Source organism: Oceanobacillus arenosus (assembly GCF_003369575.1).
GTDB lineage: Bacteria > Bacillota > Bacilli > Bacillales > Amphibacillaceae > Oceanobacillus > Oceanobacillus arenosus.
The window spans coordinates 1-17,686 of sequence record NZ_PIOC01000006.1 but is presented as its reverse complement, the minus strand read 5'-3'; the positions used below and the strand labels follow the sequence as shown (position 1 = coordinate 17,686).

The window sequence follows — 17,686 nt, the reverse complement described above, 5'->3', positions numbered from 1 at the left end:
GTCATCCCTTTGTTAAAATGACGTTCGATAATAGCTTTTCACGAGGAGATTTAAATTATCCTTTATAATAAGAAGTTAACGAGCAGAATAACATATCAACGCGCACATTATGACACATTAGAAATAACGTGTTTCTTTTTTTGTAGTGTATATAAATTCCTGATTATAATATTCAGATAGTTCATATAAAGATGAATGGGTAATTGTGTTAATATGGGGCTTGTGAAGAACTTTTCTTAAAGAAACGTTGAAGAATTGTTAAAGAAGTATTAGTTAATTAATATTCAATTCTTTGCTAAACTTTGAAAGTAATAATTATTTTAAAAGGGAGAGAAAAAATGTTGCAACCACTAATCTTTGATATGATGGAACACTATTTCAAACAGAAAAAATATTAGAGTTATCTCTTGAAGACACTTTGCCAACGTGTTTACCAGCAGACTAGACACAAATGTGATGTCTTTAGAAATTACATAAAGAATGCCGTATTCTTTTATCTTGTTTGAATTTAACGGATCCGTTTTGATTAATCATTTTTCCAAAATGGATTCTTTTTCAACAGATTTAAGTTTGGGTTTTATAAAAAAGATTGATCATTTCAGTAATCCTTATTCAACTATAACACCCGTTGAAGTACAATATTTCACAATTTCCCTTCAATTTATCTAAGAGTAAAGAAAATACATATGTATTTTCTTTACTACACAATGAACTGAGTAAACCAAGCAATATACTTCGCACCTGGAATGAATAACACTTGTGCTAACAGTGTTCCTAATAACCTCGATGTCACCATCATAATAGATGCACTTTTTAAATTAACATAGCTTCCCTTTTGGTTAATCACATCATCTGCAAGGATTGAAATTTTAGGGTCGATAAAGACAATGAGTAAGATTGTGGCTACACCATTAATTAAACCCGATGCCATTACGGCTGTTGTCGCCCGTTCAGGTGCAAGCAACGCTGCATATAGTGCAGATAATACTCCTATTGTATAAATTGCTGTAATCAACATATTAGTGCAAAATAATTTAATCGGTATATCTCGCCAGTTCATATCTTTTAAATAAGCATACCTAGGTAAATGAATATGTTTTCTTGCACGTTTTAAGTAAGGTATAGTAAACCCTTTTTTCAATAACGCAGGAATAGACCCTCGTTCCTCTGCTAAATGAATGATTGCCCTCGAAAAGATAGCAATAAATGTCGGTAACAAAAGTAGACCAATAATTGTTCCTAATGTTGCAGAACCAATTAGAATTCGATATTGACTAGCAACGAATTCTAAAGCATTTTCTTTTGGTGCATTATCTATCAAACTTCCTGTAAAAGGCTGTTGCATCATATTCGCTAACCTTGAAACCATTACCATCACGTTAAATAGGGAAAGAGCCGATGCTAATAGTTTCACCCTTGCACCTGATAAACGTACGGAATATGCTAGTGTTTCGATTGAATGAATGATTAAGATAAATAATGCAATCATTATTAATTGAGTTGTGATATATTCCAAAGACATTACCTACTCCATTTTATTTATTGATTAATCCTAAACCCTACTGCTTTGTTAGCTGAAGATCTTTGTAAATCAATAATAGCATAATATTCCCATTGTTTTACCAAAAATAAAAGACAATCAATTCAATGATCGTCTAATTTAACTATCGCACCCGTTACTTTAAGTACATTTCTTCGCAATTTAACTAAATACAGTTAATTAGTTCTGATTTGCATTTTTTTCTTCTATCTTTATCTTCAGTAATAGTACCATAGCATCTTCTTTAATCATTCTATTTACTGATTCCTCATCTTGTAAATCAATGGTACTAATTGAATTACCTTCAGTTTCCCTATATACTGCTAATATCTTTGTTTCACCCAATTCTAACTCTATTTCTTCATTACCAATGGCATAGTCCCAAGAACTAATAATATCAGTCTTAGATTCATCTTCAATTATTGATGGTTGAGTGCTTACACCAGGTCCATAAACAAAAACTAAAGTGTCTTCTGAATTTGGATTGATCATACCAAACCCCAAATGCCCTTCGTCCACTTCATTAGGGCTGTTACCATAGGATAAGTGCGTTAATGGTTTAGATTCTTTTTTTCCATAATAGTATCTTTCTACCCAAAGATTTACCCAACTTTTATCTGCATTGGGTAATTTAAAATCAAAATCATATAGTACTCCTAAATTTAAATCCTCAAAGGTATTCACATATTCGGAATCGGAATTAACTGAAATAGTAACTATATTGTCACTTGAATTAGTGCAACCAGAGCTTAATACTAAGAAAAAAAATAGGATAGTACTGAACATGAAATAGTTTTTTATCAAAGAAGCTCCCCCATTCTTAAATTGAATTTACTAAAATATTTCGGCACACTCTTAATAACACCTTCTTATTCCATTAATCTGCCCCATTAGTTGAATAACAGGTTCAGATTTCCTTCTTAAAGTAATGCACCAATTAGCTTAATATGGAAAAAGGGTTATTGGGAGAACAATTGCTTTAATATTGATTGATGTCTTCTCCTACAATTAAAAATCTATAATGTATATTTTTTGAAATTACAGTAAACATACCGTCATGTTTGGTAAGTAATCTTTAAAATCATATTTTTCATAGAACGATTCTTCACCTTGTGATGCAAACAAACCGACAAACGCCATATCTGGGACATTCCAATTTAAGTATTCAACTCAATATTTCTTTCCCAATACCATTTTTTTGATAATCTGGATGAACCAATATATCTTGAATATAGAAATAGATAGCCCCATCGCCAACAATTCTCCCTATGCCAACAATTGGTTCATTATCATTGACAATGATTCAGTGAATAGAATTCTTTAGTGATGTTTCCACCACTTCAAAATGTATCCTCCAAGACCTCAATTTCAACAAGTAAATAAATTCGACATCTTTTTATCTATTCCTCTTACTCAACTAAACTGCTACCCCGTTACCCACCATCCCGTTTTTCTGCATTTTGCGGGGTTTCCCTTCCTATTGAAATATGGCGGCCGGTCAAACTAACGCTTAGTTGCAGCGGTCTTCATCTGTTCTATCAGGCGCTGGCGCAATTCCTCCTCAATCGGGGCGTTGCGGCTTTTCAGAAAACGGACCATAAAGAACCCATCCGGGGCAAGCATGCTCAAGATCAGTTCATGTTGCAATCCGGATTTGCCCCCGAATTTCATTTCAATGATGGAGTAATGCTTCTCCTGCACCAGAATATTACTATATTCCACTGTGTTCCCCTCAATGAAGTCTTTTGTATGCTCTTCAATCGAGTCAGCTTCCATCTCTTGAAAGTAATCGAAGGTAAGCTTTTCCGATGTCCGATATGAATAGCGTTCCTTTTCGGGATAGTATCCGATGAACTCACTATCGCGGTATATAAGATAAGTGGCCGGCTTAAAATGCTCAAGCTGAATGATATCAATAAACCGCTTCATATTGCCGAAGTACTCGGCCCCTGGAGGCACAACCGCCTTTTCATCCGGCATAATTTTCCCTTCAAGATCCAAAAGCAGCTCGCTGTATCTTGCATATCTCATGATCCAAATCGTTTTACCTTCTACCTTAAGCTGTACATAGTAGCTTGATATATTGTTCGGTTTTGTTCCGTTTTCATCCTCTTCATTCACACATTTATACATATGCTTCCGTGTATATGTAAATGTTGCTTCCTCCTCACTCATATCTAATATTTCGAGGTTGAGAATTTCGAATGTAATATTGTAGATTTGAAAATTCATCATGAGGGAAAAGTGATTTAAAAAGGAAATATTGCGATGGTCCTGATGAAATATTTCTGTCAATTGTTCGATATCCTTATCCGTATACGTCTTTTCCAGTTTCTGCACTAGTCCTTTAATTGTTTGCTCACTTATTTTTGGTTTTCTTTTGAAAAACATTTATTACACCTCCAGTAAAAAGTTTAATTAAGTTAACCTAGTAAACCTTGAAAAAAGAGAAAAAGCGTGTTTTGAAAAAAAGATTGATCAAAAGAAGTTAAGATTCTTTCTTCATCCCCGTTTCCCAACGTTCACCAATAGCATTCACAAGATCATCCGCAGAACAAGCTAAATTATTTACGGGTATGTTGACTTGTGATGGCAGTAACCGTTTGTTTAATTGATTAAACAATTTCTCCATTCCGCTTGATCGGTTAATGATCAATTCACTGTCAAATGTAAAAATGCCAAGAAACACCTGACCCGAAAAGTTAACTAGGTCAATCGCTTCAATATCCTCCCATCTGACAAGGCCTGCTCCTATATAACTAGACTGGTCTATAATTCCTTCTTTCGTGATAACCACTGCCGGTTCCCTTATGACAATTACTTTTACATAGTATAGGAAGCAAAGCCCGAATACTGCGATGGTAAGAATTCCTATCACCATCGGCCACATTGGTTCATTAAATGGTACCGATAAAATGAATATGCCCACCGCTACAAAAACGAGGCAAAAAACAGCCAGTATGATCATCCTGCCCTTTTTTTGCCATTACAATAAAATCGTCATTCACATCATTACCCCCCAAGATTACAAAATTATACGAATAGTTAGTCTATATTATTTTCATACAATTGCCTAATTGAAAAGGTGTTAAGCGATAGCACCCATCAAAACTCTCCTTAGAAATTCTTATTCCTGAATTGCCCCTATTCCGTAAGATCAAGATAATGATTGCTGCGAATAGCTTACTGAACTAATGCACCCGTTTGTTTAAGTACAGTTCTTCACAATCTCAAGTTATTAAATATACTACTAACTAAATTAAATTCTCCCAGTCCTCAAATGACAACTTTTCCGTAATATATTTTAATTTGTCTGGAACTTCGACATAACACATCAATTCTAAACTATTTCCATCTGGGTCATCAAAGTAAATCGAAGCATTTCCTTGATTTGGTCTTACAAAAGGCTCTATCAATGTTCTCTTTCCAAAAGAAACAGGTTCAACTTGGATGGATTCAAGCCATTGTAAAGAATCTTTTAAACCCTCATATGTAACTCGAAAAGCAACATGCCTCAAAGAAGGGTGGTATGGTGTTTGATACTCCTTCCCTTCCCATAATCCTAACCAACTTTTCCCTTCTTCTATCCAAAAGAATGCAGTGTCTTCATCACGCCAAGCGAACCTCAAACCTAATTTTCGGTAGAATTCAATTGAAATATCTAAATTCTTCACAGGTAAATGTGCTTCATATAACCCCTTTATCATTTCTTCCACCCTTTTGTTTGTTGAATTTTTATATTTTAAATATACAGTCAACAGATTTCATCTTCAACTCTTCTGCACCTTTGCTCAATATCTTTATAACTTAATATTATCCCATAATATTCCAAGCAAATTATTAAATTTTCCAGAAGAAAAAGGCGATCAAATCTTCTATGATCACCTTGTTAAATTCTTGCACCCGTTTGCTGAATAATATTTTACTCAAGTTGGCTCCACATTTTTAAAAATACGTCCTCATTCATTTCAAAATACACATCCATAAATCCATAATAGATATATCCGTCTCTGAGAAGTGTTAATCTAACTAAAGAACCATCATTCAAGTTAATGCTTAATTCCCTGAAGTCCTCGTTGTTTCTGTTTGGAGAATTACCTATTGGGTCTGAATTTTCTTCGCGAGGAAGAGGCTTCACCTTATTCAGTTCTTCTAGAAAGATATTTAATGCTTGCATACTTGTAACAGACTGATAATTTTTAATACCGTTATCCCAATCACTAAAGTTTCTATACTGTGCAGAGGATACATTACTAACCATATTTAATTGACCAAACACACCCTCACCACTATTTATTGTTATTCCGTTAAGGTTTTCATAGAACTCTGCGTATTTCTTACCATCCTGTTCTTGGTATGTCATTATCCTAAAGTCTTTATCGTATCCTTTTACAGAATATACGTCTGTTTCTCCAATTGTTGAAGCGAACTCTTCATCATAGGCTTCTTGCTTACTCCATTCATCAATTGTTCCTTTTGTAGTTCCGAGTTTATCACCTATAATAGCTTTTGCATCTTCTGGATCTATCTCTGTCGCTGCTTGGGTATAAACTTTCCCGTTATATATAATTAAGCCAATCATACTCGCACTTGAAGTGTCTTCTGGTAATTGAATAGCTGGGATTTCTACACTTCCATCCTCATTAACAACGAGTGCTTCTTGACTTTCTGTTGTACCATCTGGGGTATCGTTATTAAATAAGGTGAATGCTCCAACAGACACAAGTAAAGCGGCAGCAATACCGATGCCTTTTACATTAATTCTTTTTCTATCCTTATTCATTTCTTTCTTTGCTTGAGAAACACCCATTTTGCTTCTTTCGCTCAGTTCCTTTGGTATTTCAATTTTATTCATTTCTTGTTTAATCTTATTACTCATAAAAATCATCTCCCTTCAAATTTTTACGGAGCTTGTCTAACGCTCTATATAAAATCGTCTTTGCCGTACCCAAGGGAATATTCAATGTTTTGGATATTTCTTTTAGAGTTAACCCTTCGTAAAATCTTAAAATAATAACACTTTTTTCATCTTCATTTAAACGCTCGATTAAGTCACGAACCGTCACTTCTAAATCAATATCTTCGTTTATATCATCCGATAAATTTCCCTCTAGTTCTGGCTTTAAATAAACTACTTTCTTCTTTTTCCGAAGTAAATCCATTGAACAACTAATCGAAATTCTTATTAACCAAGTTTTAAAATACTTAGGTTCTTTTAGATTTTTGATTGATTTAAATGAACGATATGCTGTTTCTTGAACCACATCAAGTGCATCGTTTGGATTTTTCACATACACAAAAGCCATTCTATAAATATCCTGTTCATATTTCTGAAACAAAGCCATAAATGCTTTATCGTTACCTTTTTGAGCTTCCTTTACTAAATCTAGCAATCAATAGCCACCTCCTTAATTCCCTTTCACCCATTAGACGGGCAATTTATTGATTTGGCTTTAATTTCATATAAAAAATTATCGTCCCGCTGAAGAACGATATTATGAAATTTGTTTATTTTTTTGTAATATGTCTTCTTCCACTGCCCCTTTAAGTAAATCTTTTCACAAACTCTCATATGTCATTTCAGTTATTTCTATAAATTCGGTTTACACCGATCCTTCCCATATTGCCTCCCATGAATTAACCTTTCCTTAAGCAATTAACTTTATTGACAATTGTACCTTTTTTTAGTGAGCTCTGTTCTATTGTTACTTCCCTTTTAAACCTTTATTTAACTCTTACTGCCCGTTAGAAAGTCCTTTCACAAATATATATGCATTTTATGATTTGCCGATATATTCTTATTCGATATAACCTCAATATTTAGATAGACAATACTTTTGTGTCAAAAACTAATAAAGACATAAATCTTAAGTCTTGGCTATTATAATAACTGATATAACAATATTTTCAAAGACACCACTCTTGTGTCACTAGTCACTAAAGTCGCAGGATTGTTGCATTAGGTTTAGGATTATTAAAGATGCGAAGGGGATTTTTATGGATTATAATTTTAGTGTTATGACACAAGAACAAGCAGAAAATATTGCTTCAAACTGGCACTTTGATGGAAAATATTCCTTTTAAACGTCGTGAAAGCTGTGAAATACTGATAGAATCAAGATCGATGCACTTTTGTAGCAGATCATCGAAAAGACAATCGGCCAATTCATGGAGACTTTCAATTTCTTCTAGCTTTGCAATCTTGCATTAAATATTCAAGAGCATCATTATTTCGTATGTGGGTATACGGTGTCCGAGGCTTCACGCCTGAGGGCCGCTGCTGAAGAAATAGAAGTATATGAGAGTATTGACTTAATGTTAGACCGTTTGGAGAAGCAGAAAATTATATGGCTTACCTTGCCCGCTGGTGAGGTTACAGAAAATATTGTACAAGAATTAATGAATCAGTTGTCCAGCGATGATATCATCATTGAAGCAGGAAACTCATACTATAAAGATTCGGTGCGAAGAGCAAAGGCTGCCAAGGAAAAAGGAATCCATTATATTGATTGTGGCACATCTGGTGGACAATCTGGCGCACGGACAGGCCCTTGTCTGCTGGTAGGAGGAGATCAGGTGGTATGCCAAGAGCTTGAACCGTTTTTTAAGAGCATTGCGTATGAAAATGGAAACCTATATTGTGGGAATTCCGGTAGCGGCCATTATGTGAAGACGGTACATAATGCCATCGAATATGGAATGATGGAAGCAATCGGGGAAGGCTTCCATCTTTTAGAGGCTAGCGATTATCCCTTTGATTTGGCGGCAATTGCCAATGTATTTAATAATGGCTCTGTGATAAGAAGCTGGCTAATTCAATTGGCACATGATGCTTTGGTAGAAGATTCAAATTTGGAACAAATTAGGGGAATCGTGGGTTCAACTCCCGACGCAAAATGGGCTGTGCAAGAAGCAATGGATAAAGGCATTTCTGTACCTATTATTGCAAACTCATTGTTTATTCGTAATGATAGCCAAATGGAAGACATTTTCAGCATCAAGGTGGTAGCTGCCTTGAGGAATGGCTTCGGAGGACATGGTGTGGTGAAAAAGTGACCCTTCTTTCAGTTATCTTTTGACAGTCCACCTAGTTTAAAGTTACGAAAGAGGATTTAATTGAAGTCGCTAATTCTATGCAGTAATTCTGTGCTTTCAACAGAATAAGAACTATAAAACACAAGGCTTAGAGATAAAAATTCTCTAAGCCTTGTGTTTTCCTATTTGTTTTAGTATTTTGCACCACATAAGAAAACCTCGCTAGATAACATCCAGCGAGGTTTTCCTGTTTAATACTATCCCATTTTCACAACAATTTCGTTATCGACTACATCAACATTTACTTTTTCAACCGTGTCGTGTTCCAAAATTAAATCTGTTAACTGATCTTCAATTTTATCTTGGATCACACGACGTAATGGTCTTGCACCAAAGCGTTCGTCATAACCACTTCTTACTAGTGCATGTTTTGCTTCATCCGTAATCGTAATGGTCATATCATTATCGTCAAGTCTTTCTTGTAATTCTAAAAGCATAAGGTCAACGATCTTCAATAGGTTCTCTTCTGATAATTGATTGAAGTTAACGATTGTATCAAAACGATTTAGGAATTCAGGTTTAAAGTATGCATTTAATTTCTCTAACGTCGATACAGATTCGTGTTTTCCTTGATTAAATCCAACATTAATTTGTTTTTCACCTGTACCTGCATTACTTGTCATAATAATGACAGTTTCTTTAAAGCTAACTTTACGTCCTTGAGAATCTGTTAAATGACCATCTTCCATAATTTGCAAGAAGGTATTTAATACGTCTGGGTGTGCCTTTTCAATCTCATCCAATAAGATAATCGAATATGGATTGTGTCGTACACGTTCTGTTAATTGCCCTGCTTCCTCATGTCCTACATAACCTGGAGGTGAACCGATAATCTTAGACACCGAATGTTTCTCCATATATTCACTCATATCAAGACGAATGATGGAGTCACGGGAACCGAATAGCTCATCGGCAAGTACTTTCGATAATTCCGTTTTACCAACACCAGTTGGACCGACAAATAGGAACGTACCGATTGGGCGATTTTTAGATTTCAATCCTGCACGACTGCGACGAATAGCCTTCGCTACTTTATTTACAGCCTCATCCTGTCCAATAACTTTTTCACTTAATGCTGCAGCAAGATTTTTCATTTTTTCTTGTTCGTCTGTTTGCATTTTCATTACTGGGATACCTGTTTTTTCTTCTACAATTAATTGAATGTCACTGACATCTACATCGATAATTTTTTCACTATCGGAAGCTTTTTCCAACTGTTTTTGTAATTGAATTTCTTGATATCTCAAGTTCGCTGCACGTTCATAATCTTCTTTTTCAGCTGCATGTTGTTTTTCCTTAATAATTTCATCAAGTCGTTGTTTAATGGAAGTTGAATCTACTTGTGAATTTTTAAGATTCAATCTTGAACCTACCTCATCCATTAAATCAATTGCCTTATCTGGTAAGAAGCGGTCTTGAATATATCGACTAGATAACGTTACAAATGCTCGGATTGCTTCATCAGAATAGTGAACATCATGGAATTTCTCATATCGATCTTTTATTCCATTCAAAATTGTTACTGTGTCTTCTTGAGTAGGCTCGTTTACTGTAATTGGTTGTAAACGTCTTTCGAGTGCTGCATCCTTCTCAATTTTACGGTATTCTTTTAATGTTGTTGCACCTATTAACTGTAGGTCACCACGAGCTAACGCTGGTTTCAAAATATTTCCAGCATCCATTTGTGATCCTTCTGCTGTTCCAGCGCCAACAATTAAGTGAATTTCATCAATAAATAGGATGACATCATCACGCGACTTAAGCTCGTCGATTAATTGTTTCATACGTTGTTCGAATTGACCTCGAATACCTGTATTAGCAACTAATGACGCAACATCAAGTAGGTATACTTCTTTATTCAATAGTTTTGCCGGTACATTTCCTTCAACAATCTTCACTGCCAATCCTTCAGCAATCGCTGTTTTACCAACACCTGGCTCACCAATTAAAACTGGATTATTCTTGTTTCTTCTATTTAAAGTTTCAATTACACGTTTAATTTCATTGTCTCGTCCAATTACCGGATCAACTTCACCAGCTCTTGCGCTATCTGTGAGGTTACTACCTAATTGATCAAGTAGACTATTTCTTTTATTAGTTTGTCTTTGTTTTGTTTTTGCTCCTACTTTCGCTTCTCCATTACCTTGTGAAAAGCTATTATTAAATGCATCATTTGCAAACCCAAATGGAAAGCCAGCAGAATTCATCATTTGACCTTGGAGTTCCTGGAAACAATCATTACAAAGGTGTATTTCCATTTTTTGATTGTTCATCATCATAGCTGCGCTAACGTTCGCTTCATTGACACCACATTTTTGACATAGCATATTCCATTCCTCCTAGAAAAATTATATTTAAAGTTACGTTTTTTATATTTGACTTTGACTATCTTTGACCTTATGAATTTATTATACCCTGACCTTCTTTGACTTTCAAGTATTTTGTTCAACTTTTTTTATTTTTTGTGAGAACGGTCTATGTAAGGCTTTATTAATGTTGACTCGTTTTGTATTGTTGGTTGCAATTTAAATAAAGTGCGGACTAGGTGCGAAGTTGATTTTCGCTTCGGGCAGTCGCTTTCCGTGGGAGTCTCCTGCCCTCCGCTACAATCAACGGCCAAGAGAGAGCGAAATGTTCTCTCATCCTATTTAGAAGTGATTACTTGAAAATAATTGCTCATTCCCAGCGGAGAAAATACACGGAGACTTCTGCGGGAAGAAGAGCCTAGGTGAGACTACGAAGTGCGACAGCGCGAGTTGGCTCACCAGCTCCCCGCGAAAAGCGTAGTGTATTTTCGGAGCGACCGGCCTAAGAATACTCATCTCCTCCAGGTAGTCCGCACTTTATATCCATTTCTAATTACTACCCATTACTTAGCAAAAATAGAGGTAGACTCATTATAACTGAGCCCGCCTCTATTCATTAATTAATATCCATAAATCCCTTTGGCAGAATATCTTTGAAAACAAGATCATCTAAACTTTTAAAGCTATATCCCTGCTTCTTCAAGTCCTGAATAATTCGCTCAAGTGCACTGGCATTATCGGATGATACAGCGTGCAGAAGAACGATTGCCCCTGGATGGATCTGTGCCATCACTTGATCATATGCATATTGGGCGCCCTTCTGCCCGTTTACATTCCAGTCATTAAATGCTAGCGACCAGAAGATATGAATTAACCCAAGCTCATTTGACCATTTCAATGTTTGTTCATTGAAGGTTCCTCTTGGTGGACGAAGATATTTTATTTCCTTTTGCTCTGAAACAGCCGCAACAGCTTCCTCTAATGTTTCTAGTTCTTTTTTCATTGCTTCTTTTGTTAATATCGTGAAATCTGGATGATGATACGAATGGTTTCCTATTATATGTCCTTCATTGACCATACGTTTAACTAGATCAGCCTCACTCTTTACGTAATGACCCGTAACAAAAAACGTTGCAGGGACAGATTCCTTTTTCAATATATTTAATATGTCAGCAGTAAACCCTTGCTCAAACCCATTATCAAAGGTCAAATATACGACCTTTTCTCCTGAATAATCAGCATAGTATGCGCCATATTTTACAAGCATTTCTTGATACTTACCGATTTCTGGTATCTTATGTTCGTTATTTTTTGCATATCCCCAACCGAATCCACTTGCGGCTACTTGAATAGGACTAAGGAAGATAAGACTGAAGATAAGAAGATAAATAATCGATGAACTTATTTTTTTATCCATAACAACCCACCTATTTTCTTCTTACCTTGTCCTACATCAGGAGAAAATATGCTATAAAATTAATGATGCTCCTGTCTTTACTTCACCTGATATGAAAAGGAAACATGATCCTGGATTGGAATCCATGCACCAATTCCCTGTTTTGTTACATTTTTAATGACAAGCTGTTTTTTTGTACCTTTTAACTCAATGTAAACTTCCCCAAAGGTAACCTGACCCTTTTCATTTACTGCGGGTGCAAACGCATGTAAGTAACCATATTTATTCACTGGTACAGCGTATTTATTATTCTTTTTTGTATTGCCGCCAATCGTACTCGTATATGCAAGTGGTAATTTCGTCTTTTCCGCTGCTTTAAACAGCATCATTTTCTTTACATCATCTGGATTTGTAACTTTATTCGTTAATGCCCCTTTTACTTCCTTCTGAGCTTGCTGCACATAATTCATTTCCTGGTAGACATTTCCACCAAGATTATTTAGCTCGTTTGTATTGATTGATTGATATTCCCAATTTATAGTTGTTTCTTTGGAGTCATAATTTAACGGCCAACGTCCAAGATAAATCATGCCCCGATAACCAATCCCTACTGGAGATGGCTTGATCGAAGTTTCATTAAGTAATTTGATCAAATCTGGGTTATCAACGGCGACTTTAATTCCATCTAGTAATTCCTGCGTTAACTCACTAGGCTCGATTATTTCTTGATCATCTGCTGAATTAGGAAAAGTATTCTCCTTGGATATATTTAGTACGTGATTTGGTATCGCAAATGAGTCTACTTTCGTTTTCTCCTTTTCTTCCGCAAAGATTGCTAATGGCAATGTCATTATTATAAGAATTGTCATGAGTAAGGCGAGAACAGGCTTCATTTTTTTCATATGTCGGTCCCTCTCTTTTATAGTAGCTAGGAAAATTCATGTTTTTCTACTATAGTTTTTTCGAAATCCTAGAAATTATACGTGGCAGGTTAAATGGAGATATTTGGGTTCAAACAAAAGCGGAAGCGCCCGTTTTAAGCTGTGTACGGACTGTGCCTCACGGACGTAAGGTGGTTCGACGTTGCCACAGGACGTGGTGAACTTAGTCGAACTTCTCCTTGCCTTTTGAGCACGAGGAGCGTAAGCGGTTGACTTAGATTACGGAAGTGAGGGAAGTCTCGCTACAGCTTTAGCGCTGGAGCTGGACGTGGCTGTTTCAGCATAAGAAGAATTTCAGCCAAACTATATACTTTCTCATTTTCAAAAAAGGCACTCAATTTCTTGAGTACCTTCTTTCCATTCTTTATACAAACTTACTATAGCGTTTTTCCAACTGCTCTTGTAAAGAGCCTATGGCTATACATATTGGCCAGTAAATGAGTGCAACTAATATATACATCGTCATCGCATCGAATTCTCTTCCAGCAACGATTTGTGTTTTCTGAAAAAGCTCCGGTACGGTAATCACCGCTGCCAGGGAGGTTGCTTTCACAACATCCATGAAAATATTAGTCATCGGCGGTAACGCAATTCTTACTGCTTGCGGCAGGATAATCCTTCTTAATGATTGCCAGTATCCAAAGTTCAACACTTTTGCCGCTTCCCACTGGCCCTTATCCACACTATTCAATGCCGAGCGATCAACTTCGGCAACAAATGCTGCACTGATTAAGCCGAATCCTAATATTGCAGCAGTAATTGCATCGAGCTGAATCCCCACGACAGGTAAGCCAAAATAGAGAATAAAGAGAAAGACGAGCATCGGCGTTCCTCGCATAAAGGAAATATAAATTCTTGCTGGCCACCTAAGCAGAAAGGATTTCGAACTTCTCGCTAATGCAAGGAACAAACCCAGCACTAATGCCATTGCCATTCCAGCTATCGAAACGAGTAATGTCATTGGTAAACCTTCTAAAACAAAAGGTAGACTCTCAATTGCTAATTCAATGTCAAATAAACCACCAAAATCAAAACCGTTGAAGTCCATCTCCATTTCCTCCTACAGTTCTAGACCTTCAATAACTTCAACTTCCTCATCTGACTCTTTGGAAGCATCCTCTTCATAGAACTGAGTCGCTAATTCAGTCAATGTGCCATCTTCATGCATTTCATCTAATACTTTATTAATTTCCTCTGTCAGCTTATCAGCGCCTTTAGGCAGTACGACAGCTTGTTCTGTTGGATGGAATTTCAATGTAGGGTGTAAATGCAAGTCAAAGTCAGGAAATGCTGCTACACCGAATTTCGTTAAGAAATAATCGTTAATTACAACATCTGTTCTTGCATTACTTACATCGCTTAAATATGCTTCATTCGGTGCGTTTCCGTATGTAACAACCTCAGCACCATACTTTTCAGCGATTTGGCTATATACTGTTGTTGCTCCACCACCAGCTTTTTTCCCTTTTAAATCTTCTAATGACTCGATGCCAGAATTATCGGATTCACGCACAGCCATTACAGTGTACGAATATTTATATGGCTCACTGAAATTAAATTCTTCTATTCTTTTGTCTGTTATATCGATATTATTTGCAGCTGCATCGATTCTACCACTCTGAATTGCTGGAAGCATGCTATCAATCCCCATAATTTCAAATGAGATATCTACATCAAGACGTTTTGCGATCTCTTTCATAACTTCAACATCATAACCAGTTAACTCGTCTGCATCATCATAATACGATGCCGCAATTAGCGTACCGGAAGTCCCTACTACAATCTCTCCATCTTTTTGAATTTTATCCCATCTTTCATCTGTATTGCTTTCTTCTTTACCTGTATCCCCACAAGCAGTAAGAATTGCAATTAAAACGATTGAAATAAATAATAAACCAACTTTCTTCAAGTTGTCCCCTCCTATTGTTCTAATAAATATTCCATTTAGACTATAACAGTAATAGCCTATAATTTCAACCAATTTTCTTCTGTAATGAATTTACCCATTACCAAAATATAACAATAAGAAGAAGTGTTCCATAATTATGATGGATGCATAAATCTAAAGCATTTAACATTTATAAACATATTATAAACAAAACGAACATTTGACTTTCAGTTTGATTTTTTATACAAACTTTTTACCCCTAAATGATAATCACTATCAATATAGAAACACCCTTACAATGATAACCATTCCCATTTAATGGATTACTATTGACTTATAACGCCATTAATCTTATTATGTAATCAATACTTAATTACAATAATTCTAAATAATAACGAATATCATTATCAATGATAAGGAGGAAATTAATAATGTCAGCAGACTCTCATACACTACAATCAGGCGACAAACGGAGGAACTACGATAATTTGCAATCGATTCCGTTTATTTCAAAGTTTAAAGCCCATATCGAATTAATTGCAGCTTTATTTAGCGGTTTACTCATTCTAGTAACTTGGACTTTAAGTGATCATTTATCAACATCTGTATGGGTCACTCTCCATCTGTTTGCCTTTGCAATTGGTGGTTATGCAAAAGCAAAGGAAGGGATTACTGAAACAATCCGAACGAAGAAATTAAATGTAGAGATGCTCATGATCTTGGCCGCTATTGGTTCTGTAATAATCGGCTACTGGACAGAAGGCGCGATTCTCATCTTTATTTTCGCACTTTCTGGAGCACTCGAAACCTATTCAATGAATCAAAGCAGTAAAGCAATTTCATCTTTAATGGAGCTTCAACCAGAAGAAGCATTATTAATAAGCAACGGTCAAGAAATGATTACCTCTGTTTCTGAATTACAAATGGGAGATCATATTATTGTTCGAGCCGGTGAACGAATTCCTGCAGACGGAACGATTATCAAAGGAGCAACCGCAATTGATGAGAGTGCGATCACGGGGGAATCGATGCCAGTCAACAAGTATAACAGTAATGAAGTTTACGCTGGTACAGTTGCATTAGATGGTTCGATTACAGTACAAATAACTACGAAACCAAATGAAACGTTATTTCAGAAAATCATTAAACTCGTCCAAACAGCACAGGATGAGAAGTCCCCTTCCCAATTATTTATTGAACGCTTCGAAAGCAAGTATGTAAATATTGTTTTAATTGTTGTTGCGATTATGATGTTCTTACCTTACTTGGCATTCGGCTGGACCCTTTCTGAAAGTGTTTATCGGGCAATGGTTTTACTTGTAGTAGCGTCACCGTGTGCACTCGTCGCATCAATCACACCGGCAACATTATCGGCAATTTCTAATAGCGCTAAGAGAGGCGTCCTATTTAAAGGTGGCGTACATGTAGAGAATCTAAGCCATATTAAAGCAATCGCATTTGATAAAACAGGGACCCTAACAAATGGCAAACCAGTAGTTACTGCTGCGCATTTTGATCTTAATCAAAATGCGGAGACGATAATCGATATTGTTGGTACCATTGAAAATGAATCCACCCATCCATTGGCACAAGCAATCGCTAACTATGGTGCTGATAAACTTCAAGAGAGAAGTAATATCGAAGTAATCGATATGAAAAATGTAAGTGGGAATGGCGTTACCGCAGTAGTAGACAGTAAGCGCTGGACAATTGGCAAGGCAGACTTTGTTGGCAAAGAAGATGCAGCACGTTTCCAAAGTGGAATTGGTACTACGTTAGCGGAACAAGGCAATACAGTTGTTTATGCTAAAATAGAGGATACAATTGTTGCTGTATTTGCATTAAAAGATACCGTTCGTCAAACATCGAAGGATGCGATAAGCCAATTAAAGGAACATGGTATTCATACGATTATGCTCACTGGCGATAATGAATTAACCGCAAAAGCTGTAGCAGAAGAAGCTGGACTTGATCAGTATATTGCCAATTGCTTGCCACAGGAAAAAGTAGAACATGTAAAACGTTTAAGAAAGGAATACGATAACATTGCTATGGTCGGTGACGGAATAAACGATGCACCAGCATTAGCTAGCGCAAATGTAGGAATTGCAATGGGAGAAGGAACGGACGTTGCATTAGAAACGGCGGATGTTGTACTCATCAAAAACGATCTTGCGAAAATCACCGATGCAATAAAATTGTCCAGTCGCATGAACCGAATCGTTAAACAGAATGTTATTTTCTCATTAAGTGTTATTTTTATACTAATACTTTCAAACTATTTTCAAGTATTAGATCTCCCTTTAGGCGTAATTGGTCATGAAGGAAGTACGATATTAGTTATATTAAATGGACTGCGTTTATTGAGATAGTCGCTAATCACAATACTAATTGCGTTACTAAAATATAGATAATAATGAATAGTTGATGTAAAGTGCAGATTAACTGAATTACAAATAGTATGTGCTAAACCGCCGTCCGAGTTCGCTACGGGCGGATGCTTTCCGCGGGCACGGCCTC

General features: G+C 36.2%; 13 protein-coding genes and 4 pseudogenes. 3 read left to right on the top strand and 14 right to left on the bottom strand.

The window, feature by feature from the left end:
* Positions 1–323: 323 nt before the first annotated feature.
* Positions 324–418 (top strand): annotated as a pseudogene (locus CWR48_RS21155) (nucleosidase); the annotation flags it as partial.
* A 282-nt stretch (positions 419–700) separates the two neighbouring features.
* On the opposite strand, the gene CWR48_RS04440 reads toward CWR48_RS21155, so the two are convergent.
* From CWR48_RS04440 to CWR48_RS04395, 9 genes and pseudogenes are all read right to left on the bottom strand, one after another.
* Positions 701–1,489 carry a lipid II flippase Amj family protein gene (locus CWR48_RS04440; protein ID WP_115771871.1) on the bottom strand — a complete coding sequence of 263 codons (789 nt, stop codon included), beginning with the start codon at positions 1,487–1,489 and terminating at the stop codon, positions 701–703.
* Between the two features lie 231 nt (positions 1,490–1,720).
* The gene (locus tag CWR48_RS04435; protein WP_115771841.1) at positions 1,721–2,344 is read right to left on the bottom strand and encodes a hypothetical protein; all 624 of its coding nucleotides are present in this window, start codon (positions 2,342–2,344) and stop codon (positions 1,721–1,723) included.
* Between the two features lie 175 nt (positions 2,345–2,519).
* Positions 2,520–2,921, bottom strand: a pseudogene (locus CWR48_RS04430) (GNAT family N-acetyltransferase).
* A gap of 122 nt (positions 2,922–3,043) precedes the next feature.
* Complete coding sequence (locus CWR48_RS04425; protein ID WP_115771840.1) at positions 3,044–3,931, bottom strand: hypothetical protein; 888 nt, start codon at positions 3,929–3,931, stop codon at positions 3,044–3,046.
* Positions 3,932–4,028: 97 nt separating this feature from the next.
* Positions 4,029–4,508, bottom strand: a complete 480-nt coding sequence (locus tag CWR48_RS04420; protein ID WP_115771839.1) for an STM3941 family protein — start codon at positions 4,506–4,508, stop codon at positions 4,029–4,031.
* 286 nt (positions 4,509–4,794) lie between these two features.
* A complete protein-coding gene (locus CWR48_RS04415; RefSeq protein ID WP_115771838.1) occupies positions 4,795–5,247 on the bottom strand; it encodes a VOC family protein in 453 nt (150 codons plus the stop codon).
* 215 nt (positions 5,248–5,462) lie between these two features.
* Positions 5,463–6,419 (bottom strand): hypothetical protein, encoded by a 957-nt coding sequence (locus CWR48_RS04410; protein ID WP_115771837.1) that lies wholly within the window; start codon positions 6,417–6,419, stop codon positions 5,463–5,465.
* Entirely contained in the window at positions 6,412–6,933 is a 522-nt protein-coding gene (locus tag CWR48_RS04405; RefSeq protein WP_115771836.1) for a sigma-70 family RNA polymerase sigma factor, read from the bottom strand. Before CWR48_RS04405 ends, CWR48_RS04410 begins: the two co-directional genes overlap by 8 nt.
* A gap of 679 nt (positions 6,934–7,612) precedes the next feature.
* Positions 7,613–7,738, bottom strand: a pseudogene (locus tag CWR48_RS04395) (IS4 family transposase); the annotation flags it as partial.
* 12 nt (positions 7,739–7,750) lie between these two features.
* Between CWR48_RS04395 and gnd the strand changes: the two are divergent.
* A pseudogene (gene gnd, locus CWR48_RS04390) lies at positions 7,751–8,596 on the top strand (phosphogluconate dehydrogenase (NAD(+)-dependent, decarboxylating)); the annotation flags it as partial.
* 236 nt (positions 8,597–8,832) lie between these two features.
* Here the strand turns inward: gnd and CWR48_RS04385 are convergent.
* From CWR48_RS04385 to CWR48_RS04365, 5 genes are all read right to left on the bottom strand, one after another.
* The gene (locus CWR48_RS04385; protein WP_115771834.1) at positions 8,833–10,962 is read right to left on the bottom strand and encodes an ATP-dependent Clp protease ATP-binding subunit; all 2,130 of its coding nucleotides are present in this window, start codon (positions 10,960–10,962) and stop codon (positions 8,833–8,835) included.
* Between the two features lie 595 nt (positions 10,963–11,557).
* Positions 11,558–12,358 carry a delta-lactam-biosynthetic de-N-acetylase gene (gene pdaA, locus CWR48_RS04380; RefSeq protein WP_115771833.1) on the bottom strand — a complete coding sequence of 267 codons (801 nt, stop codon included), beginning with the start codon at positions 12,356–12,358 and terminating at the stop codon, positions 11,558–11,560.
* A 77-nt stretch (positions 12,359–12,435) separates the two neighbouring features.
* Complete coding sequence (locus CWR48_RS04375) at positions 12,436–13,239, bottom strand: YfkD famly protein (protein ID WP_115771832.1); 804 nt, start codon at positions 13,237–13,239, stop codon at positions 12,436–12,438.
* Between the two features lie 403 nt (positions 13,240–13,642).
* Positions 13,643–14,326, bottom strand: coding sequence for an amino acid ABC transporter permease (locus CWR48_RS04370; protein WP_115771831.1), 684 nt, complete (start codon positions 14,324–14,326; stop codon positions 13,643–13,645).
* A gap of 12 nt (positions 14,327–14,338) precedes the next feature.
* Complete coding sequence (locus tag CWR48_RS04365; RefSeq protein WP_115771830.1) at positions 14,339–15,187, bottom strand: transporter substrate-binding domain-containing protein; 849 nt, start codon at positions 15,185–15,187, stop codon at positions 14,339–14,341.
* 410 nt (positions 15,188–15,597) lie between these two features.
* On the opposite strand from CWR48_RS04365, the gene CWR48_RS04360 reads away from it, so the two are divergent.
* Complete coding sequence (locus tag CWR48_RS04360) at positions 15,598–17,538, top strand: heavy metal translocating P-type ATPase (protein ID WP_115771829.1); 1,941 nt, start codon at positions 15,598–15,600, stop codon at positions 17,536–17,538.
* Positions 17,539–17,686: the final 148 nt, after the last annotated feature.